Source organism: Variovorax sp. 54 (assembly GCF_002754375.1).
Lineage (GTDB): Bacteria > Pseudomonadota > Gammaproteobacteria > Burkholderiales > Burkholderiaceae_C > Variovorax.
The window spans coordinates 4,857,289-4,884,282 of sequence record NZ_PEFF01000001.1; the positions used below are offsets into that span (position 1 = coordinate 4,857,289).

A 26,994-nucleotide genomic window follows, 5' to 3' on the forward strand; every position below is an offset into this window, starting at 1 on the left:
AGCAGACCGGCGGCGTGGCATTGGGTGCGAACTCGGTGGCCTCGACGGCGGCGGGCGTGGCCGGCTACGTGCCGGGCAGCGCGAACGCGGAGCAGGCCGCGGCCATCCGGGCCACGACCGGCACGCAGGGCGCTGTGTCGGTGGGCGATGCAGCCAGCGGCCAGTTCCGCCAGATCACTGGGGTGGCAGCCGGTACGGCCGACAGCGACGCGACCAACGTGGCGCAGCTGAAGGCGGCCTCGGCGGCGTCGAAGGCCAGCAGCGTGCAGTACGCCACCAACCCCGACGGGTCGGTGAACTACAACCAGATCACGCTGGGCGCCGGCGAAGCGGCAGGCGGCACGCGCATCAGCAACGTGGCGCCAGGCGTGCTGCCAGGCGATGCGGTCAACCTGGGCCAGCTGCAGCAGGTGCAAAAGCAGGTGGGCGACGTGGCGCGCATCGCCTACTCGGGCTCGGCGATGGCCTTCGCGATGTCGGGCACGTACCTGCCTACGCTCTACCCGGGCGAGAAGACCGTCGGCATCGGCTTCGGTTCGTACCAGGGCTACAGCGCCGTGGCACTGACCTTCAAGGCCCTGTCGGACGACGGCAAGATCTCCTGGGGGGCGGGCCTGAGCACCACCGGCAAGGAGTGGGGCGTGAACGCGGGCATCGGCTGGAAGTGGAAGTAAAAAGCCGCTAGGCCGACGCCCCCGACCCCGGTGGCTCCCGCGCCCTGCGCGCGGGAGCCATTGTTTTTTTGGTACACACTTCGCCCATGCGCATCGGAATTTCAGTCCTCTCCCACGCGGGGCAGAACATCTGGGAAAACGGCATGGGACAGAACGTCCTGTTCCTGGCCCGGCTGCTGCAACGCATCGAATTTGTCGAGTCCGTCACGCTCATCGACGCGGGCGACCAGCAGGCCATGCCGCCGCAGGTCGACCTGTCGGCGATGGGCCTCACGCTGGGCCGCGCCCGCGAGCTGACCGACGCGCTCGACGTGGTCATCGAAATGGCCGGCGCCCTCGACCTGCAGTGGCTGTCGTACTTCCGCGCCTGCGGCGGTCGCGTGGCCTTCCACGGTGTGGGGCAGCCTTTCGTGGCGCTGGCCGAGCCGATCGTCTTTGCCGACAAGGGGCACTTCGGCGCCACCGACCGCTGCGACGAGATCTGGCTGCTGCCCAAGGACGCGGGCTTTGCGCCGATGATGCGCACGCTGCACCGCTGCCCGGTGCACGAGGTGCCGTACCTCTGGTCGCCGCAGTTCCTGGCGCAGCGCGTCGACGAGGTGCTGGCGCAGGGCTTCCGTTTCGGCTACCAGCCGCGCACGGCGGAGCAACCGGGTTTTCGGGTGGCGATCTTCGAGCCGAACATCTCGGTGGTGAAGTCGTGCAGCATCCCGATGCTGATCACCGACGAGGCCTACCGCGCCAACGCGGAGCACGTGGCGGCAATGCACGTGCTCAACACGCTGCACCTGAAAGACCACCCGACGATGCTCTACCTGGCGAACTCGCTGGACATCGTGCGCCAGCACAAGGCCACCTTCCACGGGCGACACGACTTCGCGGGCTTCATGGTGCAGCACGCCGACGCGGTGGTGTCGCACCAGTGGCAGAACGACCAGAACTACAGCTACCTCGACGCGCTGTACGGCAACTACCCGCTGGTGCACAACTCGCCCTGGCTGCGCGACGCCGGCTACTACTACCCCGACTTCGACATCGCCGTCGGCGCCGAGCAACTGGCCGCGGCCGTGCGCGGCCACGACGCGCAGCTCGATGACTACCGCGCGCGCAGCCAGCGCGTGTTCGACGCGATCGATCCGATGCACCCTGCCAACATCGACGGTTACGCGCAGCGGCTGCTGCACCTGGTCGGTGGTGACCCGGCGTTCCGTGCTGGCAACGCGAAGGTGGCGGCATGAGCGACGTGCAGAACCACACCGCAGGCCCGCGCGCGGCCGCTTCACCGACCCGCCTGAAGGTCGGCGTTTCCATCTTCATCCGCAAGGGCGAGCAGAGCCTGTGGGAGAACGGCGTCTACCAGAACTGCCTGTTCCTCGTGATGCTGCTGCTGCGCTCGCCCTGCGTCGAGCGCACGGTGCTGGTGGCGGGCGGCGGCGACGGCGGTCCGGCCGACGCCACCAACTTCCTGGCCGATTCGCCGGTGCCGATCATCGACATGGCCACCGCCGCGCAGGAGCTCGACCTCATGATCGAGATGAGCGCGCAGCTCGGGCGTGACTGGTCGGTGGCGTTCCGCGAGCGCGGCGGAAAAATCGTGTCGATGCGCGTGGGCAACGACTACGTGATCGACATCGAACGGATGATCTTCAACAAGCCGCATGGCATGCTGGTCAGCGGCGCGCCGTACGACGAGGTCTGGACGCTGCCCGAGTACGAAACCTCCTGCAAGCCGTACTTCGCGAGCACCTTCCGCGCACCCACCAAGCTCATGCCGCACCTGTGGAGCCCGATGGTGGTCGAGAAGGCGATGGCGCGCGGCGCCGAGGGCAAGCGCTTTGCCTACGAGCCGGGGCGCAAGCAATGGCGCGTGGCCATCTTCGAGCCCAACATCTGCATGGTGAAGACCAGCTTCATCCCGATGCTGGGCTGCGAGTCGGCGCACCGCGCGCAGCCGCGCCTCATCGAGAAGATGTGGGTCTACAACAGCTTCCACCTGAAGGACAAGCCGAACTTCGTCGCCTTCGCCCAGAGCCTCGATCTCGTGCGGCACGGCCTGGCGACTTTCGAAGGGCGCTTTCCGCTATACCAGGTGCTGCCGGGCGCGATCGACGCGGTCTTTGCGCACCATTGGGAGAACGCGCAGAACTACCTCTACTACGAGGCGCTGTACGGCGGCTGGCCGCTCATCCACAACTCGCACCTGATCGGCGACTGCGGCTACCGCTACCACGGCTTCGACTGCGAGGAGGGCGGGCAGGCGCTGCGGCGCGCGTTCGCCGAGCACGACGCCAACCTGCCGGCCTACCGCGAGCGCGCCCGCGCACTCATCGCCAAGCTCGACCCGGAAGGCGAGGAGAACGTGCGCCTCTACTCGGCGGCCATTGAGAGCCTCTACGCGTGAAGGCGACACCGATGAGGACCCTTGTCCGCTTCACCGCCGCAGCCTGCGTGCTCGCGATCGCCGGCAGCGCGCTTGCGCAAGGCGTGCTGGCCCCGCCCGCGCCGCCGCAAGACACGCTCACGCGCGCCGCCGCCAGCGTGGGCGTTCAGCGCTGCCTGCCGGCCATCACGCGGCTGGCGACGCTCACCGTGCAGGGCAGCCGTGCACACGATGTGCTGCTCGACTGGGACCGCAAGCGCCCCGACGCCGGCCCGGTGTTCTCGCTGATCGGCATCCAGTTCCCGAATGCCGGCGTGGCCGCGTCGATCACCGCCATTCCTGACGACAGCGGTGCCTGCACCGTGTCGGCCGAGCGCATCTCGGTCGCGCCCTTCACCTGTGCCAGCGTCGCCGAGCAGGAGCTGAAGAACTACAAGCGCACGCCGCTGCTGCCGATCTACACGGTCTACACCGACGACAAGGAGCCGACCTCGTCGGTCTCGCTGATCGATTCGCCGCCGGGCTGCCTCGTGATCCGTCGCTACGTCGAGTACGGATGGCGCGACCCGAACGCGCCCATGCCCGCCGCCGCGCCGGCGGGGCAGGCGCCCAAGCGCCGCTGATCCACGGGGCGCGCGGGCCCATCTCCGACACGCGCGAACGCCCTTGACCGGCCCGGCGTGGGCCGCGTTCGCCCAAGAATGGGCGGACGCCGCGCGCTCCGATGCGGCGCAAGGAGACCCCATGCCACTGGCGACCCTGATCGGCCGATGGGCGATGCAGCCTTTCTCCAAAGCCCTGCCACCGCTGGGCGACACCGAGCGCGCCGCGCTCGAGGCCGGCACGGTCGGGTTCGAGGGCCAGCTCTTCGCCGGGCGCCCCGATTTCGATGCGCTCACGGCCGTCGGCCCCAACCAGCTCAGCGCGCGCGAAGAAGCCTTCTTGTCGAACGAGGTGCCCACGCTGTGCCGCATGCTCGACGACCACGCCATCGACCAGGCGCGCGACCTGCCGCCCGAGGTGTGGCGCTTCCTGCGCGAGAAGCGCTTCTTCGGAATGATCATTCCCGAGGCCTTCGGCGGCCTGGGCTTCGGCCACTTCGCGCATGCCTCGGTGGTGGCGCGCATCGCGAGCGTCAACGTCGCCACGGCCGTCACGGTGATGGTGCCCAACTCGCTCGGGCCGGCCGAGCTGCTGCTGCGCTACGGCACCGACGCGCAGAAAGACCACTACCTGCCGCGCCTGGCCGACGGCCGCGAGCTGCCGTGCTTCGGCCTGACCTCGCCCTATGCGGGCTCCGACGCCGCCGCCATTCCGGACCGCGGCGTGCTGGTCGAGCGCGAGTTCCAGGGCCGGCGCACGCGCGGCTTCCTGGTCGATTTCGACAAGCGCTACATCACGCTGGCACCGGTCGCCACCGTGGTCGGCCTCGTGTTCCATGCCATTGACGAAAGCCGGCCCGAAGGCCAGCGCGAACTGGGCATCACCTGCGCGTTGATTCCGGTGCCGCACGAAGGCATGGAGATCGGCCGACGCCACCGCCCGATGGACAGCGCCTTCATGAACGGCCCGATCCGCGGCCGGCAGGTGTTCGTGCCGATGGACTGGGTCATCGGCGGCGAGCCGCAGGTGGGGCAGGGCTGGCGCATGCTGATGGAATGCCTGGCCGCGGGCCGTGCCATCTCGCTGCCCGCGCTGGGCTCGGCCATGCAGCAGACGGCGCTGTACGTGAGCAACGCCTACGGCCAGATCCGCGAGCAGTTCGGCCTGCCGGTCGGCAAGTTCCACGCGGTGGCGGGGCTGGTCGCGCAGATGTCGGCGCAGCTGTATGCGACCGATGCCGCGCGGCGCTTCACGGCCGCCGCGCTCGACAACGGCGAGCGGCCCAGCGTGGCCAGCGCGATCCTCAAGGTGCAGCTCACCGAGGCCGGGCGCCGCGCGGTCAACCATGGCATGGACATCCTCGGCGGCAAGGGGATCATCTCGGGCCCGTCGAACCTGCTCGGCGTCGCCTACCGGCAGGCGCCGATCGCGATCACGGTGGAGGGCGCGAACATCCTCACGCGCGCGCTCATCGTGTTCGGTCAGGGCGCGGTGCGCTGCCACCCGCACGTGCTCAATGAAATGGCGGCGGTGCAGGCGAAAGACGAAACGGCACTGGGCCAGGCGCTCATCGCGCATGGCAAGCACGTGGCCGTCAACCTGTGGCACAGCCTCTTCGGTGCGCCGGTGCTCGGCAATCCGCCCGAGGCGCTGGCGGGCGAAGCGCGGCTCATCGCGCGCATGAGCGCCAAGTACGCGCTCACCGCCGACCTGGCCATGGGGCTGCTCGGCGGCAAGCTCAAGCGCATGGAGCTGCTGTCGGCGCGGCTGGGCGACGTGCTGGCCCACCTGTACCTGGCGAGCGCCTGCGTCTGGCGCTACCGCGTCGATGCGGCGCCCGAGCTGTTGCCGTTTGCGCAGGCGGCGATCCGGCTGCAGCTGGACGAGGCCGGCAAGATCCTGCGCGACCTGTACGCCAACCTGCCGACGCCGGGGCGGCGCCTGCTCGGCGCGCTGGTGCTGCGCCGCACCGCGCACCTGGCGCCGTTGCGCGACGTGCAGCTGATGGCGCTGGCCGAGCTGTTGCGCACGCGGCCGGACGTGGTCGCGCGGCTCGTGCCCGATCTGGCCGAGCCCGGCCCGGGCGGCCTGCGCGACCTGATGCAGGCGATGGCACTCGGCGCGCGGCTGGGCGACGAAACCGCTGCGCTCAACAAGGTGCTGCGCCGCACGCGCTCGCTCGACGAGGCCGCGCGCTCGGCCACCGACCCCGCGCTGGCGCTGGCCTACCTGCAGGCGGCCGACAAGGTCATCCAGGTCGACGACTTCGACGGGCCGGCGCGCAATGCGGACGGCACCGCCGCAGACCTCAGCCGCGCGCCTGCTGCTGCGCAGCCGCCAGCGCCGTCAGGGCCGCTGCCGTCTGTTCGTCCGCCGGAAAGAACGACTCCACCGCGAGTTCCTGCAACGTGACGTCCACCGGCGTGCCGAAGATCGTGATGGTGCTGATGAAACTCAGCACGCCACTCGGCATGACCACCTGGAACGGCACGGCCACGGCCGACAGCGCGGTGTCGAGCAGCGGCGCGTCGTGGCTCACGGCGGGCGGCGGATAGCCTTCCAGCTCGTCGTGCAGCGCCTGCAGCACGGTGTCGCCGGTGGCGGCGATCTGCTGCAGCAGCCGTTCGAGCAGGTGCGTGCGCCACTGCGCCAGGTTCGCGATGCGCGGCGCCACGCCGTCGGGGTGCAGGCTCAGGCGCAGCACGTTGATCGGCGGCTTCAGCAACTCGGCCGAGCAGCCTTCCATGAGCAGCGGCACCAGCGCGTTGTGCGCGACCAGGTTCCAGTGGCGGTCCACGGCCAACGCGGGGAAGGGCTCGTGGCCCTTCAGCACCAGGTCGATGGCGCGGCGCGCCGAGGCCATGGCCGGGTCGTCGAGCGAGCGCTGGCGGTACATGGGCGCGAAGCCGGCGGCCACCAGCAGCGCATTGCGCTCGCGCAGCGGCACGTCGAGCCGCTCGGCCAGGCGCAGCACCATCTCGCGGCTGGGCGCGGCGCGGCCGGTTTCCACGTAGCTCAGGTGGCGGGTCGAGACCTCGGCCTCCTGCGCCAGGTCGAGCTGGCTCAGGCGGCGGTGGGTGCGCCAGTGCCGCAGGTGGGCGCCGAACGGATCGCGCGCGCCGGGAAGGCCGGCGGCGGCGGCCTTGGACGAATGGGGGCGGGGGGTGTTCATGGACCCGCATTCTGGCGCGACGGCGGCGCCGCGCCATGACCTCCCAGGTCATCGACGCAATCCACGCCCTGCGGAATCATCGACCCCAACGCAGCAGGACTGGCCTGCAGCGTAACCACCCAGGAGATTCACATGTCTGTTTTCGCTTCCCCCCGCTTCCTGTCGAACGTGATGTGGGCCGATGCCGCTTCGTGCGCCGCGACCGGCGCGCTGCAGGTGGCGTTCACCGACGTTCTTGCCAGCCTGACCGGCCTGCCGGCCTGGCTGCTCATGGGCACCGGCGTGTTCCTGCTGGCCTATGCGGCCGCCGCCGCCTTCATGGCCAGCCGCGCCACGCCGCCGCGCACGCTGATCGGCCTCGTGATCGTCGGCAACTTCGCCTGGGCCGTGGCCTGCGTGGCGCTGCTGGTGAGCGGCGTGTTCGCGGTCACCGCGCTCGGCATGGCCTGGGTGCTGGCCCAGGCGCTGTGCGTGGTCGTGCTGGCCGAGCTGCAATGGACGGGGCTGCGCCGCACGCGGGGCGCCTCCGGCATGGCGATGGCCTGAGCGCCTGACCATCCGCCCCAGGTTCGCTCCACGCCCGCCGCACCCCGTGCGGCGGGCGTTTTTGCTATGAGAACGATAGTTCCGGGAGAGCCCGACAAGGAAGACTGACTACAACGATTGACATTGATCCCCGCTATCCTTGAGAGGCTTCCACGAACACACAGGAGTCCTCTCATGGCCAAAGCCCCGGCGCACGCGTTTGCGTCCACCCTCAAGACCTTCAAGACCGCGTCGGGAAAGTCCGGCAAGTACTGGTCGCTGAAGGAACTGGCCAAGCAGTACCCGTCCGTGGAGCGCCTGCCGGTGTCGATCCGCATCGTGCTCGAGTCGGTGCTGCGCAACTGCGACGGCCAGAAGGTGTCGGCCAAGCACGTCGAAGAGCTGGCCCACTGGGCGCCCAATGCCGAGCGCACCGACGAAATTCCGTTTGTCGTCACCCGCGTGGTGCTGCAGGACTTCACCGGCGTGCCGCTGCTGGCCGACCTGGCCGCCATGCGCAGCGTGGCCGCCAAGCTGGGCAAGTCGCCCAAGACCATCGAACCGCTGGTGCCCGTCGACCTCGTGGTCGACCACTCGGTGATGGTCGACTATTACGGCACGCCCAAGGCGCTCGACCTGAACATGAAGCTGGAGTTCCAGCGCAACAACGAGCGCTACCAGTTCATGAAGTGGGGCATGCAGGCCTTCGACACCTTCGGCGTCGTGCCGCCGGGCTTCGGCATCGTGCACCAGGTCAACCTCGAGTACTTTGCGCGCGGCGTCTACAAGAGCCCGGCCGACAAGAGCGACACGCCGGTGTACTACCCCGACTCGCTGGTGGGCACCGACAGCCACACCACCATGATCAACGGCGTCGGCGTGGTCGGCTGGGGCGTGGGCGGCATCGAGGCCGAGGCCGCCATGCTGGGCCAGCCGGTCTACATGCTCACGCCCGATGTGGTGGGTTTCGAGCTCACCGGCAAGCTGCGCGAAGGCGTCACGGCCACCGACCTGGTGCTGTATGTCACGGCCATCCTGCGCGGTGAAAAAGTGGTGGGCAAGTTCGTCGAGTTCTTCGGCCCCGGTGCCGCGTCCATCGCCGTGCCCGACCGCGCCACCATCGGCAACATGGCGCCCGAGTACGGCGCCACCATGGGCTTCTTCCCGGTCGACGAGATGACCGTGGCGTACTTCGAAGGCACGGGCCGCACCAAGGAAGAGGTCGAGCGCTTCGCCGCCTACTACAAGGCGCAGGGCCTGTTCGGCATGCCCGCGCCGGGCGACATCGACTACACCAAGATCGTCAAGCTCGACCTGGGCACCGTGTCGCCGAGCCTGGCCGGCCCCAAGCGCCCGCAGGACCGCATCGACCTGGGCCACCTGTCCACCAAGTTCGCCGAGCTGTACAGCAAGCCCAACGACGCCAACGGCTTCAACCAGCCGGCCGAGAAGCTCAAGCAGCGCTACCCGCTGGTCAGCGCCGGCCAGGGCGGCGACGAAGAGGTGGCGCCGCCGCCCGCTGGTTCGCCGCGCGAGCTGGTCGAGATGGTCGCCAACCGCTCGACCAAGGCAGCGGCCCACACCAGCGCCACGGCACCGTCGGCGCCCAAGGGCGACATCACCATCGGCAACGGCGACGTGCTGATCGCGGCCATCACCTCGTGCACCAACACCTCCAACCCGAGCGTGATGCTCGCGGCTGGCCTGCTGGCCAAGAGGGCGGTGGAAGCGGGCCTGAAGGTGCAGCCGCACATCAAGACCTCGCTGGCCCCGGGCTCGCGTATCGTCACCGAATACCTCGAGAAGGCGGGCCTGCTGACGTACCTGGAGAAGCTGGGCTTCTACCTCGCGGGCTACGGCTGCACCACCTGCATCGGCAACGCCGGCGACCTCACGCCCGAGATCAACGAAGCGATCACCAAGAACGACCTCATCGGCGCGGCCGTGCTCTCGGGCAACCGTAATTTCGAGGCGCGCATCCACCCGAACCTGAAGGCCAACTTCCTGGCCTCGCCGCCGCTGGTGGTGGCCTTTGCCATCGCGGGCAACGTGCTGACCGACCTCATGACCCAGCCCGTGGGCAAGGGCAAGGGCGGCAAGGACGTGTACCTGGGCGACATCTGGCCCACGCCGAAGGAAATCGACGACAACCTGCGCTTCGCGATGAACGCCAAGTCGTTCCGCGCGAACTACGAGAAGGTCAAGAGCGATCCGGGCAAGTTCTGGACGAGCATCAAGGGCACGACCGGCCAGGTGTACGACTGGCCGAAGTCGACCTACATCGCCGAGCCGCCGTTCTTCGAAGGCTTCCAGATGCAGCCGCACGCGTCGGACGCGGGCATCCAGGGCGCGCGGATCATGGCGCTGTTCGGCGACTCGATCACCACCGACCACATCTCGCCGGCCGGCTCCATCAAGGAAAGCTCGCCCGCGGGCATCTGGCTCAAGGCGAACGGCGTGCCCAAGGCCGACTTCAACAGCTACGGCTCGCGCCGCGGCAACCACGACGTGATGGTGCGCGGCACCTTCGCCAACGTGCGCATCAAGAACCTGATGATTCCGCCGGACGCCAACGGCACGCAGGAAGAGGGCGGCGTCACGCTGTTCCAGCCGGGCGGCGAGAAGATGTTCATCTACGACGCCGCCATGAAGTACATGGAAGCGGGCACGCCCACCGTGGTGTTCGGTGGCGAGGAGTACGGCACTGGCTCGTCGCGCGACTGGGCCGCCAAGGGCACGCAGCTGCTGGGCATCAAGGCCGTGGTGGCGCGCAGCTTCGAGCGCATCCACCGCGCCAACCTCGTCGGCATGGGCGTGCTGCCGCTGCAGTTCCGCGGCGCCGATTCGTGGCAGACGCTGGGCCTCACGGGCGAGGAAAAGATCGACGTCGTGATCGGCGGCGAACTCAAGCCGCAGATGGACGTGAAGCTGGTCGTGCACCGCGCCGACGGCACGCACCAGGAGGTGACGGTGCGCCTGCGCATCGACACGCCGATCGAGGTCGATTACTACAAGCACGGCGGCATCCTGCCGTTCGTGCTGCGGCAGCTGCTGGCGGCCTGACGGGTTGGGCTTGATCCGCGTCGGGCTCATCTCCGACACCCACGGCCTGCTGCGTCCGCAGGCCGTGGCGGCCTTGCAGGGCAGCGACTTCATCGTGCACGGCGGGGACATCGGCGACGCCGGCATCCTCGACGCACTCGCCGCGATCGCGCCGCTGACGGTGGTGCGCGGCAACAACGACCGCGAGGCGTGGGCCGGGGCCATTCCAGAGACGGCATTCCTGAAGGTCGGCGACGTGTATGTCTACGCGATCCACGACCTCTCCCAGATCGACATCGACCCCGCCGGTGCCGGCGTGCGTGTCGTGATCTCCGGCCACTCGCACAAACCCAAGGTCGAAGAACGCGGCGGCGTGCTCTACGTCAACCCGGGCAGCGCCGGCCCGCGCCGATTCAAGCTGCCTATCGCCGTGGCCGAGCTGATCGTCGACGGCGACACGGTCAGCGCGCGCATCGTCGAACTGCCCCTGTGAGCGGGGCGGGGTCGAATACCCATAATTGAGAATAAATCTTATTTGATGGGGTATCCTCGGGCCGTTCTTTGAAAAATGCACCACATCGGGGCATTTTCAAAGGACATTCTTCTGCTCCGAGATGCTCATTCCCTTTCTCATCATGCTGCGCGAAGGCATCGAAGCCGCGCTCATCGTCGGCATCGTTGCCAGTTACCTGAAACAAAGCGGACGCGGCGTGCTGATGCCCGCGGTGTGGGTCGGCGTGCTGCTGGCCACCGCGCTGTCGCTGTTCGCCGGCGCCGGCCTGCAACTGCTGGCGGCCGAGTTTCCGCAGAAGCAGCAGGAACTGTTCGAAGGCGTGGTCGGGCTCATCGCCGTCGTCATGCTGACCACGATGGTGTTCTGGATGCGCAAGGCGGCCCGTTCCATCAAGGGCGAGCTGCATGCGTCGATCGACAAGGCGCTGGCGCAGCATGCCGACGGGCAGGGCTGGGCGCTCATCGGCATGGTGTTCCTCGCGGTCGCGCGCGAGGGGCTGGAGTCGGTCTTCTTCCTGCTGGCCGTGTTCCAGCAAAGCACCGGGTGGGAGGCGCCCGTGGGCGCGCTCGCGGGCATCGCCGTGTCGGTGGTGGTCGGCTGGGGCATCTATTCGGGCGGCGTGCGGCTCGACCTGCGCCGCTTCTTCCGCTTCACGGGCCTGTTCATCCTGCTGGTCGCGGCCGGGCTGCTGGCCGGCGTGCTGCGCAAGCTGCACGAGGCCGGCGTGTGGAACCAGCTGCAGACCGTGGTGTTCGACATGAGCGAAACCCTGCCGATGGACAGCCCCGTGGGCGCCGTGCTGTCGGGCCTGCTGGGCTACCAGGCTGCGCCCGTGGTGGGCGAGGTGATCGTCTACCTGGCCTTCCTGGCCGTGGCCCTGTTCTTCTTCCTGCGCCCGGCTGCTGCTGCGGCGCCGCGCACGGCCACTGCCGGCTGATCTCTTTCCCCGATGTCTTCTTCCTCTTCTTCTTCGTCATCGACGCTCATGCGCGTCGCCGTGGGTGCCTCGGCGCTGCTGGTCGTCGCCGGCCTCGCGGCCTTCTGGTACGCCTCGAACCAGGCGCGCAAGGCGCCGCCCAAGGCGGTCGACCACGCCGTCACCGTCACCATTCGCGGCAACGCCTGCGACCCCAACGAGATCACCGTGCCCGCAGGGCGCACGACCTTCACCATCGTCAACCAGTCGAACCGCGCGCTCGAGTGGGAAATTCTCGACGGCGTGATGGTGGTCGAAGAGCGCGAGAACATCGCGCCCGGCTTCTCGCAGACCCTGACGGTCAAGCTCTCGCCGGGCGATTTCGCCATCACCTGCGGCCTGCTGAGCAACCCGCGCGGCAAGCTGCACGTCACGCCGTCGGCGGCCTCGCTGGCCGAAGAGGCACGGCCGTCGCTCGTCAACTATGTGGGCGCACTGGCCGAGTACCAGGTGTTCCTGCGGCTGGAGGCCGCCACGCTCGACGACGCGGTGCGTGCGCTGGCCGATGCCGTCAAGGCGGGCGACCTGGCGCAGGCGCGCGCGCTCTACGCGCCGGCCCACCAGGCCTACAAGCGCATCGAGCCGATGGCCGAGCTGTTCGCCGACCTCGACGCGCGCATCAACGCCCGCGCCGACTACTTCGAGAAGCGCGAGGCCGACCCGGGCTTCAGCGGCTTCCACCGCATCGAGTACGCGCTGTACGGCCAGGGCGACGCGAAGGCGCTGGCACCGGTTCTCGACCAGCTGCTGGCCGACACCGAGACGCTGCAGACGCGCTTGCGCGCGTTGAGCGTGCCGCCCGAGCGGCTCGCGAGCGCCGCCTCGAAGCTGCTGCGCCGCGTGGCCGACAACCTGCCGGCTGGCGGCGAAGACCACTACGGCCATGCCGAGCTGGTGAACCTGCAGGGCAGCTACGAAGGCACGAAGAAGATCGCCGACCTGCTGCAGCCGCTGCTCGTGAAGGCCGCGCCCGCGCAGCAGAAGGCCGTGGACGAACGCTTTGCCGCCTTCGACGCCGCCTTGGCGCCGTACCGCGAGGGCGAAGGCTTCAAGCCCGCACCGCTGGACGACGCACAGCGCCAGGCGCTGGCTGTGTCGGTGCGTGCGCTGGCCGAGGAACTGGGCAAGGTGAACGCCGCGCTCGGTCTGGAATGAGTTGAGAACGAACCCCATGGAACCGACGAAGAAGAACGACCCCGTCGCGGGACATCCCGCCTCGCCGCACCGCCGCCGCATGCTCGGCGCCGCGGGCGTGGCCTTTGCCGGGCTCGCCGCCTCCGCGCGTGCCGGCGCGGCCACGCCGGGCACGCCCGACACCGGCGCACAGGTCACCGACGCCCCGCAGAGCACCCACACGCAAGACCGCGTGCCCTTCCGCGGCAAGCACCAGGCGGGCGTCGTCACGCCGCGCCCGACGGCCGGCATGATCGCTTCGTTCTACGTGCTGGCCGAGAACCGCGCCGACCTGGAGCGGCTGATGCGCACGCTCACCGAGCGCATCGCCTTTCTCACGCAGGGCGGCCCGCAGACCGACCCCGACCCGAAGCTGCCGCCCGCGGGCTCCGGCATCCTCGGCCCGGTGGTGCAGCCCGACGGGCTGACTGTGACCGTGTCGGTCGGTTCGTCGCTGTTCGACGAGCGCTTCGGCCTCGTCAAGAAAAAGCCGCTGCGCCTGAACCCGATGCAGCGCCACCCGAACGACGCGCTCGACGCCGCGCTGTGTCACGGCGACCTGTCGATCCAGTTCTGCGCCAACACGCCCGACACCAACATCCACGCGCTGCGCGACATCATCAAGAACACGCCCGACCTGCTGGTGCTGCACTGGAAGCAGGAAGGCTCCGTGCCGCCGATTCCGGCCGTGGCGGGCCAGCCCGCCGAGAGCGCGCGCAACTTCCTCGGCTTTCGCGACGGCTCGGCCAACCCCGACTCGGCGGACGACACGCTCATGAACAAGCACGTCTGGGTGCAGCCGAACGGTGACGAGCCGGCCTGGGCCGTGGGCGGCAGCTACCAGGCGGTGCGCATCATCCGCAACTTCGTCGAGCGCTGGGACCGCACGCCGCTGCAGGAGCAGGAGGCCATCATGGGTCGCCTGAAGCCCAGCGGCGCGCCGCTGGACGGCGGCAAGACCGAGCACGACGTGCCCGACTACACGAAGGACCCCGAAGGCAAGGCGACGCCGATGGACGCGCACATCCGCCTGGCGAACCCGCGCACCAAGGCCTCGGACGCCAACCTGATGCTGCGCCGGCCCTTCAACTATTCGAACGGCGTCACCAAGTCGGGCCAGCTCGAGATGGGGCTGCTGTTCATCTGCTACCAGGCCGACCTCGAGAAGGGCTTTGTCGCCGTGCAGACGCGCCTCGACGGCGAGCCGCTCGAGGAATACATCAAGCCCATCGGCGGCGGCTTCTTCTTCACGCTGCCCGGCGTGCAGGGCGCCGACGACTGGCTCGGGCGCAGCCTGCTGGCCGCCTGATCCTTGCTTTCCTTTTTCATCACCCTCACCGCATCGCACCCAAGGAGATCCATGACCGTGCAGTTCCGCCGCCGCTTCCTCGCCGCTTTCGTCGCAGGCTTTGCCGGCCTTCATGCCGTGGGCGCGCAGGCCGCCGTGTCGCCGCTCGAGCTGGTCGGTCCGATCTCGGACTACAAGATCTACGTGACGCAGAACGTGCGCAAGCTGGCCGCCGACGTGCGCGTGTTCACCGCCGCCGTGAAGGCCGGCGACATCGAGAAGGCCAAGAAGCTCTACGCGCCCACGCGCACCAGCTACGAACGCGTCGAGCCCGTGGCCGAGCTGTTCACCGATCTCGACCAGTCGATCGACTCGCGCGCGGACGACCATGAAAAGGCCGAGAAAGACCCGGCCTTCATCGGCTTCCACCGCATCGAGTACGGCCTGTGGACGCTCAAGAGCACCAAGGACCTGAACCCCGTGGCCGACAAGCTGCTGGCCGACGTGCTCGAACTGCAAAAGCGCCTGGGCGCGCTGACCTTTCCGCCCGAGAAGGTCGTGGGCGGCGCCGCCGTGCTGATGGAAGAGGTGGCCGCCACCAAGATTTCCGGCGAAGAAAACCGCTACAGCCACACCGACCTGTGGGATTTCCAGTCGAACTTCGAGGGCGCCTACAAGATCGTCGAGCTGCTGCGCCCGCTGGTCGTGAAGCAGGACAAGCCGTTCGCCGAGAAGGCCGACGCCAACTTCAAGGTGGTGTTCGACACACTGGCCAAGTACCGCACCGCCGACGGCGGCTTCGAAACCTATTCGAAGCTCACCGAGCGCGACCGCAAGATGCTGGCCGGGCGGGTCAACACGCTGGCCGAAGACCTGTCGAAGCTGCGCGGGATGCTCGGATTGAACTGAATCCGGCCCGGGGGGGGCGTCGTTTCCTGACTGACCCACGACTTTTTGGGGTTGGTCAGGTTTTCGCGAGTGAGAATTGCTAGCATCTGGCTTTTGCTTACTGGCGTGCCCCGGGGTTTCCGGGGGGCGCACCCCCACCGTGCGAAACAACGACCTCGGCGCAGCGCCGACCACCACCGCGCTGAGCCTCGACCAGCTTCCGTCCCATCAGTGGGCCACCGTGCTCGACGTGGCCCGCCCCGACAGCGCGGACGACCGCGAGCTGGTGCTGCGCCTGACCGAAATCGGCTTCGTGCCGGGCGAGGCCGTGCGCATCGTCGCCACGGGCTCCCCGGGCCGCGAGCCGCTGGCCGTGCGCCTGGGCCACACCACCTTCGCGCTGCGCCGCCACGAGGCCGCGCTGATCCACGTCATGCCGGGAGCCGCGAACCATGGTTGAAGCCGTCATCCAGGGGCCGGGCCGCCTCGGCGCCACCGCACAGCCCGGGCGCATCGCGCTGCTGGGCAACCCGAACTGCGGCAAGACCGCGCTCTTCAACCTGCTGACCGGCAGCCGCCAGAAGGTGGCCAACTACGCCGGCGTGACCGTCGAGCGCAAGGAAGGCACGCTGCGCACACCCACCGGCCGCCGCGTGTTCGTGCTCGACCTGCCGGGCGCCTACAGCCTGAATGCCCTGAGCGCCGACGAGGCCGTCACGCGCGACATCGTCACCGGCAAGAGCAAAGAGGCACTGCCCGACCTGCTCGTGTGCGTGACCGACGCCACCAACCTGCGCCTGAACCTGCGCCTGGTGCTCGAAGCGCGCCAGCTGGGCCTGCCGATGGTGGTGGCGCTCAACATGACCGACATGGCCAAGAAGCAGGGCATCACGGTCGACACGGCCGTGCTCTCGCGCGAACTCGGCGTGCCGGTGATCGAGACCGTGGGTGTCCACACCGGCGGCGCGAAGCACCTGCTCGAGGCGCTCGACGCACCGGTCGCCGCCGCCGCGCCGCAGCCTTGGCAGGCGCCCGGCCTGGACGACGTGCTCGCCACGCAGCGCGAAGTGCGCCGCATCCTCGGCCTGGCCGTGAAGGAGCCCGTGGGCAGCCTGGACACCAGCGACCGCATCGACCGCGTCGTGATGCACCCCGTGTGGGGCATGCTGGTGCTGGCCGTCACCATGTTCCTGATGTTCCAGGCCGTGTTCAGCTGGGCCAACGTGCCGATGGACGCCATCAAGGCCGGCACCGAAGGGCTGGGCAATCTCATCAAGACGCACATGCCCGAAGGCATGCTGCAGAGCCTGCTGGTCGACGGTGTCATTGCCGGTGTGGGCGGCGTGATCGTGTTCCTGCCGCAGATCCTGATCCTGTTCCTGTTCATCCTGGCGCTGGAAGACTCCGGCTACCTGCCGCGCGCGGCCTTTTTGCTCGATCGCGTGATGGGCACCGTGGGCCTGTCGGGCCGCTCGTTCATTCCGCTGCTGTCGAGCTTTGCCTGTGCCATTCCGGGCGTGATGGCCACGCGCACCATCAGCAACTGGCGCGACCGCATCACGACCATCATGATCGCGCCGCTCATGACCTGCTCGGCGCGGCTGCCGGTGTATGCGCTGCTGATCGCGGCCTTCATTCCGGCGCGCGAAGTGGGCGGCATCTTCAACCTGCAGGGTGTGGTGCTGTTCGCGCTGTATGTGTTCGGCATCGTCTCGGCGATGGCCGTGGCCTGGGTCATGAAGCGCTTCCGCGACAGCACGAAGCATTCGCCGCTCTTGATGGAACTGCCGGCCTACCGCTGGCCGAATCCGCGCAACCTGCTGCTGGGGCTGTACGAGCGGGCATGGATCTTCATTCAGCGCGTGGGCACGATCATCCTCACGCTGACCATCCTGCTGTGGTTTTTGTCGACCTTCCCGTCGCCGCCCGAAGGCGCGACCGGCCCCGCCATTCAATACAGCCTGGCCGGCATCATCGGGCGCGGGCTGGAGCACATCTTCGCGCCCATCGGTTTCAACTGGCAGATTTCCATCGCGCTGGTGCCGGGCATGGCCGCACGCGAAGTCGCGGTGGGCGCGCTGGGCACGGTGTACGCGCTCTCGGCCACCGGCGACGACGTGGCCACCGCGCTGGAGCCGCTCATCGCCGGCAGCTGGTCGCTCGCGACCGCGCTGTCGCTGCTGGTCTGGTACGTGTTCGCGCCGCAATGTTTGTCAACGTTGGCGGCCGTCAAGCGCGAAACCGGCTCGTGGAAATACGTGTGGATCATGGCGGGCTACTTATTCGCCCTGGCATACGTGGCATGCTTCTTGACCTATCGCATTGCACTCGCTTTCGGAGCGGGGTAAAACCACAGGGAAAGGGTTGAAGAAGACATGACACAGCAACTGATCGTCGGATTGATCGTCGCGGCCGCCGCGCTCTACGCGGTCTGGCGCTGGATGCCTGCCGGCTGGCGCCGCGGTGCCGCCCGCAAGCTCGCGGCCGGCACGCAGCGCACGGGCCTCATCGATCAGACCCGAGCCGATCAGCTCGCCGCCTCGCTGGCCAAGACCTCGGGCTGCGGCTCATGCGACAGCTGCGGCAGCTGCGCCCCCAAGAAACCCGTTGGCGCCGACCCCGTCGACAGCCACAGCCCCACGCCCAGCACCGGACGCTGAGTCCGATGCCCGCGCACATCCTCGTCGCCGGGGGCGGGATCGGAGGGCTGGCCACGGCGCTGGCGCTGTCCCGCGCCCATCACCGCGCCGACGTTTTCGAACAGGCCGCCGACTTCGGCGAAATCGGCGCCGGCGTGCAGCTCGGCCCCAACGCCACCCGCCGCCTTCACCAACTCGACCTCGGCCGCGGCCTCGCAGCCATCGCGGCGCGCCCCGATGCGCTGGTGGTCCACAGCGCCGGCAGCGGCGCCGAACTGGCCCGCATGCCGCTGGGCGACGCCATGCAGCAGCGCTACGGCGCGCCGTACTGCTGCGTGCACCGCGCCGACCTGCACACGCTGCTGCTCGATGCCGTGCGCGCGCAGGGCACGGGCTCGCTGGTCACGGCCGCGCGCATCCGGCAGGTCGAGACCAGCGACGACTTGGTCTGCGTATCGAGCACCGACGCGCGCGCGTGGGAAGGTGAGGCGCTGGTGGGCGCCGACGGTCTGTGGAGCCTGGTGCGCGCGCAGCTCGAATCCGAATCCGCCGAAGCACCGCCGCGCGTGACCGGCCACACGGCGTGGCGTGCGCTGGTGCGTCAGGCTGATCTGCCTGCGGCGCTGCGTCGTTCGCGTGTCGATGTGTGGCTCGGGCCGCGTTTGCATGCGGTCGCGTACCCGGTGCGTGCGGGCGATGCGCTCAACGTCGTTGTGATTGCCGAATCTGCTCCCGCTGGCGATGCGCGCGATTGGGATCAGGCCAGCAGCCTTGTGGCGCTGAAGCAGGCGATGGGTCGCAGTTGTGCGAGCCTTCAGTCATTGCTCGATGCGATGCCAAGCTGGCGCGCGTGGACGTTGAGCGATCGCGCGCCTGTGGCCGGTCCTGGCGACATGGCGCATGAGCGTGTGGCGCTGGTGGGCGATGCCGCGCATCCGATGGTGCCGTACCTTGCGCAGGGCGCGGGCATGGCGATTGAAGATGCAGTCGCATTGGCGGATGCTTTGGGCGACACCTCGGCGCTGGGCGTGCCGGCTGCGTTCGCGCGCTATGCCGAGGCGCGCTGGGAGCGCAATGCGCAGGTGCAGGCGCGGGCGCGTCGCAATGGCGAGATCTTTCATGCCACGGGTGCGGTGCGCTTCGGGCGCGATGTGGCGATGCGGGTGCTGGGGACTCGGCTGCTGGATCAGCCCTGGTTGTACGGCGGTTGATTCAGGGCGCGTGATCGTCGCCCTGAAAAAGCGTCAGAGCCGGAACGTCTGCAAGTGCTCGATGCGCTCAGCCAGACCTTCCTGCCCCAGGTAGTGCCCCTGCGTTCCATCGCGCATCTGCGCGAGCGTGGTTTCCAGTTCGACCAGCATCGCATCGCGATCGGCCACGAAGGCCGGTGGCACGTCGATGCCGATCTGCGTGCAGGCGTCGGCGATCAGATGCGCGCTGGCGGGCGCACCGCAGGCCGCGCATTTCACGATGGCCGCCACGGTCGGCTCGGCGCCGTTGTCCAGCAGGGCGCTCGTGAGTTCGGGCGAGATCTGACCGTCGATGTTGCGCAGCACGTCGGATGCCACCGGCGCGCCTGCACGCACCAGCGCTGCCGCAGCGGCGAAGGCGCTGTGTCCCACGGCCACGTCGGTGGCGAGCGCGCTGCCTTCATGCGGACCTTCGAAATTCAAGCCCGCGGCGGCGAGTTCGGCGACCAGCGTGGCGTCGTCGGCCGCAATGGCGTGGCGCAGCGCCGCGCGCGCGAGCGCCGGCTGATGGCGCAGCGTGCCGTCGGCGAGCGGCGTGCGCCAGTCGACGATGGCGCGGCAATAGAAGGTGACCAGCTTGTCCATCAGGTCCAGGTCGAGCCCGTACCCTTCGTGGCGGTCGTCGAGGTAGGCGAGCAACGTCTGCCCCGAGAAGTAGTCGCTCGTGGGGGCCAGCGGGTCTTCGTCGAGGTGCAGCGCCGCGAACGCGCCGTGCAGGTCGGCCGCGACGGGGCTCAGGCCGTCTTCGTGCAGCGCGTGGGTCCAGGCCGGCGGCAGGCCTTGCTTCCACGCAATGATCTGGCCGTGCGTGGCGCCGGGCTCGACCACCGCATAGACGCGGTCGCAGTACTCGAAGCCGCCGAAGGGCAGGTGCGTGAGCTTGCCGCTCCAGGGCGTGCCGCTGTCTTCGGCCGCTTCCCCGGCGAGTTCCTGTTCGTGTTCGATCCAGCCCTGCAGGTCGCGGTAGCCGTCGCTGCCATCCCAGAACAGCTCCGACCAACTGACGCTCTCGACGTTGCCGTTCATCGGTAGCGCGAGGTCGTAGTCGAGACGCCCGCCCGCGGTGTGCTGCCACAGCGCGACCAGCGCTTCGGGCAACGGGCCGGCGCACAGCGCCTGCACGGCATCGATCTGCTGCTGCGGCATCGGCGGCTGCGCGTCGAAGATCACGCGATCGGCAAAGAGCACGACGCCATGTTCGCGCAAGGTGGAAAGCTCTTCGATAGAGAACGAGGTGTTGTTGTTCATGGCAGCAGCCTCCGTGTTCTCCAAAATGTAGCGCTTTGCGCCGATGGAGCAACCCTCGTTCGCCCGGGGCTGCCGCGAGCCCCGCGCATCTCGCACTACAGATCGGTGCGCAACTTCCAGATCTCAGGGAACAGCACCACGTCGAGCATCTTGCGCAGGTAGCTCACGCCGCCCGTGCCGCCGGTGCCGCGCTTGAAGCCGATCACGCGTTCGACCGTGGTCACATGGCGGAAGCGCCAGAGGCGGAAGGCGTCTTCGAGGTCGGTGAGTTTTTCGCCGAGCTGGTACAGGTCCCAGTGGTCGTGCGGGTTGCGGTAGACGACGAGCCACGCCGCTTCGACGCCGTCGCTCGATTCGTAGGGCTGGGTCCAGTCGCGCTCCAGTCGGTCGGCGGGCACGGGCAGGCCGTGGCGTGCGAGCAGGCGCAGCGACTCGTCGTACAGCGAGGGCGCGCGGTAGGCGGCATCGACCTGCGCGAGCAGGTCGGCGCGGTGCGCGTGCGGCTTGAGCATGGCGGCGTTCTTGTTGCCGAGCAGGAACTCGATGCAGCGGTACTGCGCGCTTTGAAAACCGCTGGAGTTGGCGAGGTAGGGGCGCATCGCCGTGTACTCGGGCGGCGTCATGGTCGAGAGCACGGTCCACGCGCTCACCAGCTGTTCCATGATGCGACTCACGCGCGCGAGCATCTTGAAGGCGTCGGGCAGCCGCTCTTGTGCGATGCAGCGCACGGCGGCGTGCAGCTCGTGCAGCATGAGCTTCATCCAGAGTTCGCTGGTCTGGTGCTGCACGATGAACAGCATCTCGTCGTGCGCGGGCGACAGCGGGTGCTGCGCGTTCAGGATCTCGTCGAGGTGCAGGTAGTCGCCGTAGCTCATCGACGCGCTGAAATCCAGCTGCGCCTTTTCTTCGTGGACGATCGTCTCGGGGGTCTTGTTGTTGTCGTGGTCGGTGCTCATGTCACTGCGTTCTTGCGGTTGAATTCAGCGCGTCGCCACTCGCCGGTTTCGAGCACCTGCACGAGGTGTTCGACCGAGTGCCACACATCCTCGAAACCGACATACAGCGGCGTGAAGCCGAAGCGCAGGATGTCGGGCATCTGCGAATCGCCGGCGCGGTAGTCGCCGATCACGCCGCGTGCGATCAGCGCCTGCACGATGGCGTAGGCGCCTTCCTCGCGGCTGAGACACACCTGCGAGCCGCGCAGTGCATGGTCGCGCGGCGTGACGAGCGAGAGGCCTTGTCCTGCGCAGCGTTGTTCGACGAGCTGGATGAACAGGTCGGTGAGCGCGAGCGACTTGGTGCGCAGGGCGGCCATCGCACCGCCGGTGCCGTTGAAGGCTTCGGCGGCGAGCACGGTGTCGAGCCCGCATTCGAGGCCGGCCAGCGCAATGACCGGCTGTGTGCCGCACAGGTAGCGGCCGACGCCCGGGGCGGGGCGGTAGTGCGGCGTGAACTCGAAGGGCGCCGCATGGCCCCACCAGCCGGACAGCGGCTGCTCGAACTGGCCTGCGTGCTTGGTGTTCACCCAGGCGAAGGCCGGCGCGCCGGGGCCGCCGTTGAGGTATTTGTAGCCACAGCCGATGGCGTAGTCGGCGTTGCTGTCGTTGAGCGCCACGGGCACGGCGCCCGCGCTGTGCGCCAGGTCCCACACGGTGAGCGCGCCCACGGCGTGCGCGGCGGCGGTGACGGCCTTCATGTCGTGCATGGCGCCGGTGCGGTAGTTGACGTGCGTGAGCATCAGCACGGCGACTTCGTCGGTCAGCGCCGAATCCGGGCCTTGCAGTTCGCTCGCATCGATCAGCTTCAGTGTGAAGCCGCGTTCACGGCACAGCGATTCGGCGATGTACAGGTCGGTGGGGAAGTTGCTGCGCTCGCTGACCACCAGCTTGCGTCCGCTCGCCTTCTGCTGCGAGAGCGCGGCGAACAGCACCTTGTAGAGATTGACGGAGGTGCTGTCGGTGCACACCACTTCGCCGGGCGCGGCACCGATCAGGCGGGCCACCTTGTCGCCCAGGCGCTGCGGCAGGTCGAACCAGCTCGCGGTGTTCCAGGAGCGGATCAGGCCTTCGCCCCATTCCTTGGCGACCACTTCGGCGATGCGCGCGGGTGCGGCCGTGGGCAGCACGCCGAGCGAGTTGCCGTCGAGGTAGAGCACGCCTTCGGGCAGGGTGAATTGGTCGCGCAGGGCGCGCAGCGGGTCTTGCGCGTCGAGGGCGCGGCAGTCGGCGAGGGTCGTCGTCATGGGCAGGAGGAGGGTGTCAGCGGGGAAGTTTGCGCAGCACGGCGCGCACGGGGGAGGCATCGGCGCTCGTCAGCTTCAACGGCAGCGCGATGAGTTCGTAGTCGCCCTCGGGCACGGTGTCGAGCACGAGGTTCTCGAGCACGCGCAGGTCGAGGTGGCGGATGCGCTGGTGGCTGTCGAGCGTCTTGCTGTCGGCCGGGTCGATGCTGGCGGTGTCGATGCCGATGAGCTTCACGCCCATGGCCGCCAGCCGCTCGACGGTGGCGGGTTCGTAGGCCGCGAGCTGCGGGTCCCAGCGGTCGACCGGCATGGTTGGGTAGGTGCGCACGAGCACGCGCGGGGGCAGCGTGTCGGTCACGGCATGCGCGATGTGCTCCCAGGTGATCAGCGGACCGCGGCCGATCGCGTGGATCACGCGGCAGGGGCCGAGAAAGGGCGAGAGGTCGATCTGGCCGATGGTCTGGCCTTCGGGGGCGTAGTGCAGCGGCGCGTCGGCATGGGTTCCCACGTGCGGCGACAGCGTGATCGCGCTCACGTTGACCGGGCAGTCGGGCCCGATGGTGGCGCACCACTGCTGCGAATACGGCGTGTCGCCCGGGAACACCGGGCTGCCGGCGTGCACGGGGGCGGAGATGTCCCAGAGTCGGAGCGGGGCGGTCATGGCGGGCGGCAAGGCGAAGGAAGGAAGAAAGAAAAAAGGGCAGTGTGGGCCGGTTGGAGGCGCTCCACAAGGGGCCGGCGGGTGCCGAATGCTATGCGCAGTGACTGCCTTGAGTCGAGAAGTTATCCATCAACCATTGAAAGATTGAATAATCTATTCAATCAACGGGAAATGGAGAACAGATCATGCAAGCCGACCTCGACCGAACCGACCTGCAGCTGCTGCGCGCGCTGCAGGACAACGCCCGCCTGACCTCGGGCGAGCTGGCGCAGATGGCGCACCTGTCGCAATCGCCGTGCTGGCGGCGGGTGAAGAAGCTGGAAGACGACGGCGTGATCGGCGGCTACCACGCGGGCCTGAACCGGCGTGCGCTGGGCTTCGGCGTGCTGGCCTTCGTGATGGTGGGCATCGACCACCAGACCGAGATTTCGTCGCGCGCTTTCGAGGACGCGGTGTGCGCCATTCCCGAGGTGGTGATGTTCCACGGCATCTCGGGGCCGGCGGATTTCATCCTCGTGGTGGTCGCGAAGGACCTCGACGCTTATTCCGACCTGCTGCAACGCAAGCTGCACCGCCTGCCGGGCGTGCGCCACATGCAGACGCATTTCTCGCTGCAGGAGTTCAAGGGGCAGTTGGGCGGGCTGCCGGTGCCCGTCGCTTGAATCGTCAGTGCAGGTCGTCGGACAGCATCGCCAGACCATGCCGCAGGCGCGCGCGCTGGCAGGCGTCGCTGCCGGCCTGCAGCTCGTGGCAAGGGTTCGGCCGCCATTCGTAGATGCCGCAGGCCACCGACTGGCCGATCTTGCCGGTGAGTGCGGCGCAGCGCGGCGGCGTGTGGTCGGTGCCGCGCATGCGGCACAGGGCGTCGTTCACGTCGACCGCCAGGCCCGAGGGCACGCGGCCCCCGTTGTCGTCGAGCTCGTGCACGCTGAAGTCGACGCGGTAGGCGGCGCAGCAGGCGCCGCAGGTCTGGCAGGGATTCATGAGGCGAGCAGCGCGGCGTCACGCACGCGCTGCAGCATGCGGCGGCGGATCAGCCCGCTCGCGGGGCGGATCAGCAGCCAGTAGGCGGTGAAGCGGCGTTGCGCGGCGGCATCGCCGCACCAGACCCGGGTGCGGGTGGTGAGGCGCGTGCCCGTGCCTTCGGGCTCGGCCGTGAAGTGGAGCACCAGCTTGGCGAGGCCCGTGGCATCGAGCGCGGCGAAGGCCGGGCCGTCGGCCAGCGGGACCAGCCCGTAGTCGAAGCGCCAGAAGCGGCCGGCCAACCCGAAGGCCAGTTCGCGCTCGCCGTCGCGTCCCAGCGGCGTGAAGTCGGAGAAGCCGAAGGCCTCACGCTGGCGCAGCGTGGGGGCGGCGAGGCCGAGCCGGCTGGCGAGCCGGTTCGGCAACTCGCGCAGCGCGATCAGTCGGCGCGCCACGGGGTCGTCGGTGATCTCGGGTCGGGCCGCCACGTCGAGCACGCGCGCGGGCGACGCGGGCACATGGAGGCTGTGCGTCTCCGCGAACTGGTAGCGCGGCAGGTAGCGGTTCATCAGCTCCATGCGGCGCCTGGGTGGTTCTGCGGTTCGGTGTCTGTCAGAGCCTGCCGAGCAGCAGGAACTCCATCAGCGCCTTCTGTGCGTGCAGGCGGTTCTCGGCCTCGTCCCACACGACCGACTGCGGACCGTCGATGACCTCGGCCTGCACTTCCTCGCCGCGGTGCGCGGGCAGGCAGTGCATGAAGAGGGCGTCGGGTTGGGCAATGCGCATCATGTCCTCGTCGACGCACCAGTCGGCGAAGGCCTTGCGGCGCGCCTCGTTCTCGGCTTCGTAGCCCATGCTGGTCCAGACGTCGGTGGTGACGAGGTCGGCGCCGCGGCAGGCTTCCATCGGGTCCTTGAAGACCTTGTAGCTGTCGCCCGATCGGATGCCGGCGATCGACTGGTCGACCTCGTAGCCGCTGGGCGTGCTCACGTGCACGGTGAAGCCAAGAATTTCAGCGGCCTGCAGCCAGGTGTTGGCCATGTTGTTGCCGTCGCCGACCCACGCCACGGTCTTCCCCTGGATCGATCCACGGTGCTCGATGTACGTGAAGATGTCCGCCAGGATCTGGCAGGGGTGGAACTCATTGGTCAGGCCGTTGATGACGGGCACGCGCGAGTGCGCGGCAAAGGTGTCGATCTTGGTCTGCTCGTAGGTGCGGATCATCACGAGGTCGACCATGCGGCTGATGACCTTGGCGCTGTCCTCGATGGGCTCGGCACGGCCCAACTGGCTGTCGCCCGTGGTCAGGTGCACCACGCTGCCGCCGAGCTGGTACATGCCGGCCTCGAAGCTCACGCGGGTGCGCGTGCTGGCCTTCTCGAAGATCATGGCCAGCGTGCGATCGGTCAGCGGCTGGTGCTTTTCATACGTCTTGAACTTCTTCTTGATGATCGCCATGCGATCGAAGAGGTAGACGTACTCGTCGGCCGTGAGGTCCGAGAACTGCAGGTAGTGGCGCAGGGCGTTCGGTGCGGCGGCGGTCGTCATTGCGCAACGGGCTCCGAGAGGAAGGTCTTGACGATCGGCGCGAGGATCGCAACGATCTCGTCGGCTTCGGCAATGCTCAGGATGAGCGGCGGCACGAGGCGGATCACCTTGTCGGCCGTGACGCTCAGCAGCAGGCCGGCGTCGCAGGCGCGGTTCAGGATCACGCCGCAGGGACGGTCGAGCTCGATACCCAGCATCAGGCCCTGGCCGCGGATTTCCTTCACGCCCGGCAGGCCGCCGATTTCGCGTTCCAGCGCGGCCTTCAGGTGCGCGCCCACGGTGGCGGCGTTCTCGAGCAGCTTGTGCTCTTCCATGATGCGGATGGTTTCCACACCGGCGCGCATCGCCAGCGGGTTGCCGCCGAAGGTGGTGCCGTGGTTGCCCGGGCCGAAGATGTTGGCGGCCTTGGGGCCGGCGACCACGGCGCCGATCGGCACGCCCGAGCCCAGGCCCTTGGCCAGCGGCATCACGTCGGGCTTGATACCGGCCCACTGGTGGGCGAACCACTTGCCGGTGCGGCCCATGCCGCATTGCACTTCGTCGATCATCATGAGCCAGTCGCGCTCGTCGCACAGCGCGCGCACCTGCTTCAGGTACTCGACGCGCATCGGGTGGATGCCGCCTTCGCCCTGGATGGTTTCGAAGAACACGGCGACCACGTTCGGGTTGCCTTCGGTGGCCTTCTTCAGCGCCTCGATGTCGTTCAGCGGCACGCGGATGAAGCCCTCGACCAGCGGGCCGAAACCGGCCTGCACCTTGGGGTTGCCGGTGGCCGACAGCGTGGCGATGCTGCGGCCGTGGAAGGCGGCTTCGTAGACGACGATCTCGGGGCGCTCGATGCCCTTGTCGTGGCCGAACTTGCGCGCCAGCTTCAGCGCGGCTTCGTTGGCTTCCAGGCCGGTGCAGCAGAAGAAGGCGTTGGTCAGGCCCGACAGCTCGGTGAGCTTGGTGGCGAGCTGTTCCTGGCCGGTCACGTGGTAGTAGTTGGAGCTGTGGATCAGCTTGGTCAGCTGGTCCTGCAGCGCGGGCACCAGCTCGGGGTGGTTGTGGCCCAGTGTGTTGACGGCAATGCCGCCCAGACCGTCGAGGTAGGCCTTGCCCGTGGTGTCCCAGACTCGGCAGCCCTGGCCGTGCGACAGCGCGATCGGCAGGCGACCGTAGGTGTTCATGACGTGGGGCGAGGTGGGTTGCTGGGCGGTGGCGCTCAT

Annotated in this window: 26 protein-coding genes; 16 read left to right on the top strand and 10 right to left on the bottom strand. The window is 68.6% G+C overall.

The annotated features are described in order from the left end of the window. Nucleotides 1–64: 64 nt before the first annotated feature. Nucleotides 65–280, bottom strand: coding sequence for a hypothetical protein (locus CLU95_RS31410; protein ID WP_257214697.1), 216 nt, complete (start codon nt 278–280; stop codon nt 65–67). A 480-nt stretch (nt 281–760) separates the two neighbouring features. Here CLU95_RS31410 and CLU95_RS22310 point away from each other — a divergent pair, with 480 nt between their 5' ends. From CLU95_RS22310 to CLU95_RS22325, 4 genes are all read left to right on the top strand, one after another. Next, nucleotides 761–1,912, top strand: a complete 1,152-nt coding sequence (locus tag CLU95_RS22310) for a DUF2827 domain-containing protein (RefSeq protein WP_099795605.1) — start codon at nt 761–763, stop codon at nt 1,910–1,912. Then, complete coding sequence (locus CLU95_RS22315; protein WP_099795606.1) at nt 1,909–3,075, top strand: DUF2827 domain-containing protein; 1,167 nt, start codon at nt 1,909–1,911, stop codon at nt 3,073–3,075. Before CLU95_RS22310 ends, CLU95_RS22315 begins: the two co-directional genes overlap by 4 nt. Before the next feature lie 11 nt (nt 3,076–3,086). Then, nucleotides 3,087–3,677, top strand: coding sequence for a hypothetical protein (locus CLU95_RS22320; protein ID WP_099795607.1), 591 nt, complete (start codon nt 3,087–3,089; stop codon nt 3,675–3,677). Between the two features lie 121 nt (nt 3,678–3,798). Beyond that, the gene (locus CLU95_RS22325) at nt 3,799–6,069 is read left to right on the top strand and encodes an acyl-CoA dehydrogenase (RefSeq protein ID WP_099795608.1); all 2,271 of its coding nucleotides are present in this window, start codon (nt 3,799–3,801) and stop codon (nt 6,067–6,069) included. Here the strand turns inward: CLU95_RS22325 and CLU95_RS22330 are convergent. Next, entirely contained in the window at nt 5,966–6,829 is an 864-nt protein-coding gene (locus CLU95_RS22330) for a helix-turn-helix domain-containing protein (protein ID WP_099795609.1), read from the bottom strand. The two genes, CLU95_RS22325 and CLU95_RS22330, sit on opposite strands and share 104 nt — an antisense overlap. A gap of 132 nt (nt 6,830–6,961) precedes the next feature. On the opposite strand from CLU95_RS22330, the gene CLU95_RS22335 reads away from it, so the two are divergent. The 11 genes from CLU95_RS22335 to CLU95_RS22385 all read left to right on the top strand — a co-directional run bounded on the left by CLU95_RS22335 (nt 6,962) and on the right by CLU95_RS22385 (nt 19,085). Then, nucleotides 6,962–7,375 carry a hypothetical protein gene (locus CLU95_RS22335; RefSeq protein ID WP_099795610.1) on the top strand — a complete coding sequence of 138 codons (414 nt, stop codon included), beginning with the start codon at nt 6,962–6,964 and terminating at the stop codon, nt 7,373–7,375. A 174-nt stretch (nt 7,376–7,549) separates the two neighbouring features. Further along, nucleotides 7,550–10,417: an aconitate hydratase gene (locus CLU95_RS22340; protein WP_099795611.1), complete on the top strand. Its 2,868-nt coding sequence runs from the start codon at nt 7,550–7,552 to the stop codon at nt 10,415–10,417. A 10-nt stretch (nt 10,418–10,427) separates the two neighbouring features. Then, nucleotides 10,428–10,889, top strand: a complete 462-nt coding sequence (locus CLU95_RS22345; RefSeq protein ID WP_099797436.1) for a metallophosphoesterase family protein — start codon at nt 10,428–10,430, stop codon at nt 10,887–10,889. A 121-nt stretch (nt 10,890–11,010) separates the two neighbouring features. Further along, nucleotides 11,011–11,847 carry an iron uptake transporter permease EfeU gene (gene efeU / locus CLU95_RS22350; protein ID WP_099795612.1) on the top strand — a complete coding sequence of 279 codons (837 nt, stop codon included), beginning with the start codon at nt 11,011–11,013 and terminating at the stop codon, nt 11,845–11,847. Between the two features lie 12 nt (nt 11,848–11,859). After that, entirely contained in the window at nt 11,860–13,041 is a 1,182-nt protein-coding gene (gene efeO / locus CLU95_RS22355; protein ID WP_099795613.1) for an iron uptake system protein EfeO, read from the top strand. Between the two features lie 16 nt (nt 13,042–13,057). Further along, nucleotides 13,058–14,368 (top strand): iron uptake transporter deferrochelatase/peroxidase subunit, encoded by a 1,311-nt coding sequence (efeB, locus tag CLU95_RS22360; protein ID WP_099795614.1) that lies wholly within the window; start codon nt 13,058–13,060, stop codon nt 14,366–14,368. 51 nt (nt 14,369–14,419) lie between these two features. Next, the gene (gene efeO, locus CLU95_RS22365; protein ID WP_099795615.1) at nt 14,420–15,256 is read left to right on the top strand and encodes an iron uptake system protein EfeO; all 837 of its coding nucleotides are present in this window, start codon (nt 14,420–14,422) and stop codon (nt 15,254–15,256) included. 139 nt (nt 15,257–15,395) lie between these two features. Next, nucleotides 15,396–15,695, top strand: a complete 300-nt coding sequence (locus CLU95_RS22370; RefSeq protein ID WP_099795616.1) for a FeoA family protein — start codon at nt 15,396–15,398, stop codon at nt 15,693–15,695. Further along, nucleotides 15,688–17,583, top strand: a complete 1,896-nt coding sequence (gene feoB, locus CLU95_RS22375; RefSeq protein WP_099795617.1) for a ferrous iron transporter B — start codon at nt 15,688–15,690, stop codon at nt 17,581–17,583. The genes CLU95_RS22370 and feoB overlap by 8 nt, the downstream gene beginning before the upstream one ends. A 27-nt stretch (nt 17,584–17,610) precedes the next feature. After that, the gene (locus CLU95_RS22380) at nt 17,611–17,895 is read left to right on the top strand and encodes a DUF6587 family protein (RefSeq protein WP_099795618.1); all 285 of its coding nucleotides are present in this window, start codon (nt 17,611–17,613) and stop codon (nt 17,893–17,895) included. Nucleotides 17,896–17,900: 5 nt separating this feature from the next. Further along, entirely contained in the window at nt 17,901–19,085 is a 1,185-nt protein-coding gene (locus CLU95_RS22385; RefSeq protein ID WP_099795619.1) for an FAD-dependent monooxygenase, read from the top strand. A gap of 33 nt (nt 19,086–19,118) precedes the next feature. Here CLU95_RS22385 and CLU95_RS22390 read toward each other — a convergent pair whose 3' ends face one another. The 4 genes from CLU95_RS22390 to kynB form a co-directional block, all read right to left on the bottom strand. Then, on the bottom strand, nt 19,119–20,372 hold the full coding sequence (locus CLU95_RS22390) for an SMI1/KNR4 family protein (protein ID WP_099795620.1): 1,254 nt from the start codon (nt 20,370–20,372) through the stop codon (nt 19,119–19,121). Between the two features lie 95 nt (nt 20,373–20,467). Beyond that, on the bottom strand, nt 20,468–21,328 hold the full coding sequence (kynA, locus tag CLU95_RS22395) for a tryptophan 2,3-dioxygenase (RefSeq protein WP_099795621.1): 861 nt from the start codon (nt 21,326–21,328) through the stop codon (nt 20,468–20,470). Further along, nucleotides 21,325–22,614: a kynureninase gene (kynU, locus tag CLU95_RS22400; RefSeq protein WP_099795622.1), complete on the bottom strand. Its 1,290-nt coding sequence runs from the start codon at nt 22,612–22,614 to the stop codon at nt 21,325–21,327. Before kynU ends, kynA begins: the two co-directional genes overlap by 4 nt. A 16-nt stretch (nt 22,615–22,630) precedes the next feature. Continuing rightward, entirely contained in the window at nt 22,631–23,275 is a 645-nt protein-coding gene (gene kynB / locus CLU95_RS22405; RefSeq protein WP_099795623.1) for an arylformamidase, read from the bottom strand. A gap of 185 nt (nt 23,276–23,460) precedes the next feature. On the opposite strand from kynB, the gene CLU95_RS22410 reads away from it, so the two are divergent. Continuing rightward, on the top strand, nt 23,461–23,937 hold the full coding sequence (locus tag CLU95_RS22410; protein WP_099795624.1) for an Lrp/AsnC family transcriptional regulator: 477 nt from the start codon (nt 23,461–23,463) through the stop codon (nt 23,935–23,937). Nucleotides 23,938–23,941: 4 nt separating this feature from the next. On the opposite strand, the gene CLU95_RS22415 is transcribed toward CLU95_RS22410, so the two are convergent. The 4 genes from CLU95_RS22415 to CLU95_RS22430 are packed head-to-tail and all read right to left on the bottom strand — an operon-like array spanning nt 23,942 to nt 26,994. Further along, nucleotides 23,942–24,259 (bottom strand): YkgJ family cysteine cluster protein, encoded by a 318-nt coding sequence (locus CLU95_RS22415; protein ID WP_099795625.1) that lies wholly within the window; start codon nt 24,257–24,259, stop codon nt 23,942–23,944. Further along, nucleotides 24,256–24,816, bottom strand: a complete 561-nt coding sequence (locus CLU95_RS22420) for a DUF2867 domain-containing protein (protein WP_099795626.1) — start codon at nt 24,814–24,816, stop codon at nt 24,256–24,258. The genes CLU95_RS22415 and CLU95_RS22420 overlap by 4 nt, the downstream gene beginning before the upstream one ends. A gap of 34 nt (nt 24,817–24,850) precedes the next feature. After that, the gene (gene argF / locus CLU95_RS22425) at nt 24,851–25,786 is read right to left on the bottom strand and encodes an ornithine carbamoyltransferase (protein ID WP_099795627.1); all 936 of its coding nucleotides are present in this window, start codon (nt 25,784–25,786) and stop codon (nt 24,851–24,853) included. Further along, entirely contained in the window at nt 25,783–26,994 is a 1,212-nt protein-coding gene (locus tag CLU95_RS22430; protein ID WP_099795628.1) for an aspartate aminotransferase family protein, read from the bottom strand. The genes argF and CLU95_RS22430 overlap by 4 nt, the downstream gene beginning before the upstream one ends.

Bases quoted from the DNA above. Each gene is read 5' to 3' on its own strand.
- CLU95_RS22310 (WP_099795605.1), top strand. From the start codon at position 761: ATGCGCATCGGAATTTCAGTCCTCTCCCACGCGGGGCAGAACATCTGG.
- CLU95_RS22315 (WP_099795606.1), top strand. From the start codon at position 1,909: ATGAGCGACGTGCAGAACCACACCGCAGGCCCGCGCGCGGCCGCTTCA.
- CLU95_RS22320 (WP_099795607.1), top strand. From the start codon at position 3,087: ATGAGGACCCTTGTCCGCTTCACCGCCGCAGCCTGCGTGCTCGCGATC.
- CLU95_RS22325 (WP_099795608.1), top strand. From the start codon at position 3,799: ATGCCACTGGCGACCCTGATCGGCCGATGGGCGATGCAGCCTTTCTCC.
- CLU95_RS22330 (WP_099795609.1), bottom strand. From the start codon at position 6,829: ATGAACACCCCCCGCCCCCATTCGTCCAAGGCCGCCGCCGCCGGCCTT.
- CLU95_RS22335 (WP_099795610.1), top strand. From the start codon at position 6,962: ATGTCTGTTTTCGCTTCCCCCCGCTTCCTGTCGAACGTGATGTGGGCC.
- CLU95_RS22340 (WP_099795611.1), top strand. From the start codon at position 7,550: ATGGCCAAAGCCCCGGCGCACGCGTTTGCGTCCACCCTCAAGACCTTC.
- efeU (WP_099795612.1), top strand. From the start codon at position 11,011: ATGCTCATTCCCTTTCTCATCATGCTGCGCGAAGGCATCGAAGCCGCG.
- efeO (WP_099795613.1), top strand. From the start codon at position 11,860: ATGTCTTCTTCCTCTTCTTCTTCGTCATCGACGCTCATGCGCGTCGCC.
- efeB (WP_099795614.1), top strand. From the start codon at position 13,058: ATGGAACCGACGAAGAAGAACGACCCCGTCGCGGGACATCCCGCCTCG.
- efeO (WP_099795615.1), top strand. From the start codon at position 14,420: ATGACCGTGCAGTTCCGCCGCCGCTTCCTCGCCGCTTTCGTCGCAGGC.
- feoB (WP_099795617.1), top strand. From the start codon at position 15,688: ATGGTTGAAGCCGTCATCCAGGGGCCGGGCCGCCTCGGCGCCACCGCA.
- CLU95_RS22380 (WP_099795618.1), top strand. From the start codon at position 17,611: ATGACACAGCAACTGATCGTCGGATTGATCGTCGCGGCCGCCGCGCTC.
- CLU95_RS22385 (WP_099795619.1), top strand. From the start codon at position 17,901: ATGCCCGCGCACATCCTCGTCGCCGGGGGCGGGATCGGAGGGCTGGCC.
- CLU95_RS22390 (WP_099795620.1), bottom strand. From the start codon at position 20,372: ATGAACAACAACACCTCGTTCTCTATCGAAGAGCTTTCCACCTTGCGC.
- kynA (WP_099795621.1), bottom strand. From the start codon at position 21,328: ATGAGCACCGACCACGACAACAACAAGACCCCCGAGACGATCGTCCAC.
- kynU (WP_099795622.1), bottom strand. From the start codon at position 22,614: ATGACGACGACCCTCGCCGACTGCCGCGCCCTCGACGCGCAAGACCCG.
- kynB (WP_099795623.1), bottom strand. From the start codon at position 23,275: ATGACCGCCCCGCTCCGACTCTGGGACATCTCCGCCCCCGTGCACGCC.
- CLU95_RS22410 (WP_099795624.1), top strand. From the start codon at position 23,461: ATGCAAGCCGACCTCGACCGAACCGACCTGCAGCTGCTGCGCGCGCTG.
- CLU95_RS22415 (WP_099795625.1), bottom strand. From the start codon at position 24,259: ATGAATCCCTGCCAGACCTGCGGCGCCTGCTGCGCCGCCTACCGCGTC.
- CLU95_RS22420 (WP_099795626.1), bottom strand. From the start codon at position 24,816: ATGGAGCTGATGAACCGCTACCTGCCGCGCTACCAGTTCGCGGAGACG.
- argF (WP_099795627.1), bottom strand. From the start codon at position 25,786: ATGACGACCGCCGCCGCACCGAACGCCCTGCGCCACTACCTGCAGTTC.
- CLU95_RS22430 (WP_099795628.1), bottom strand. From the start codon at position 26,994: ATGAGCGCCACCGCCCAGCAACCCACCTCGCCCCACGTCATGAACACC.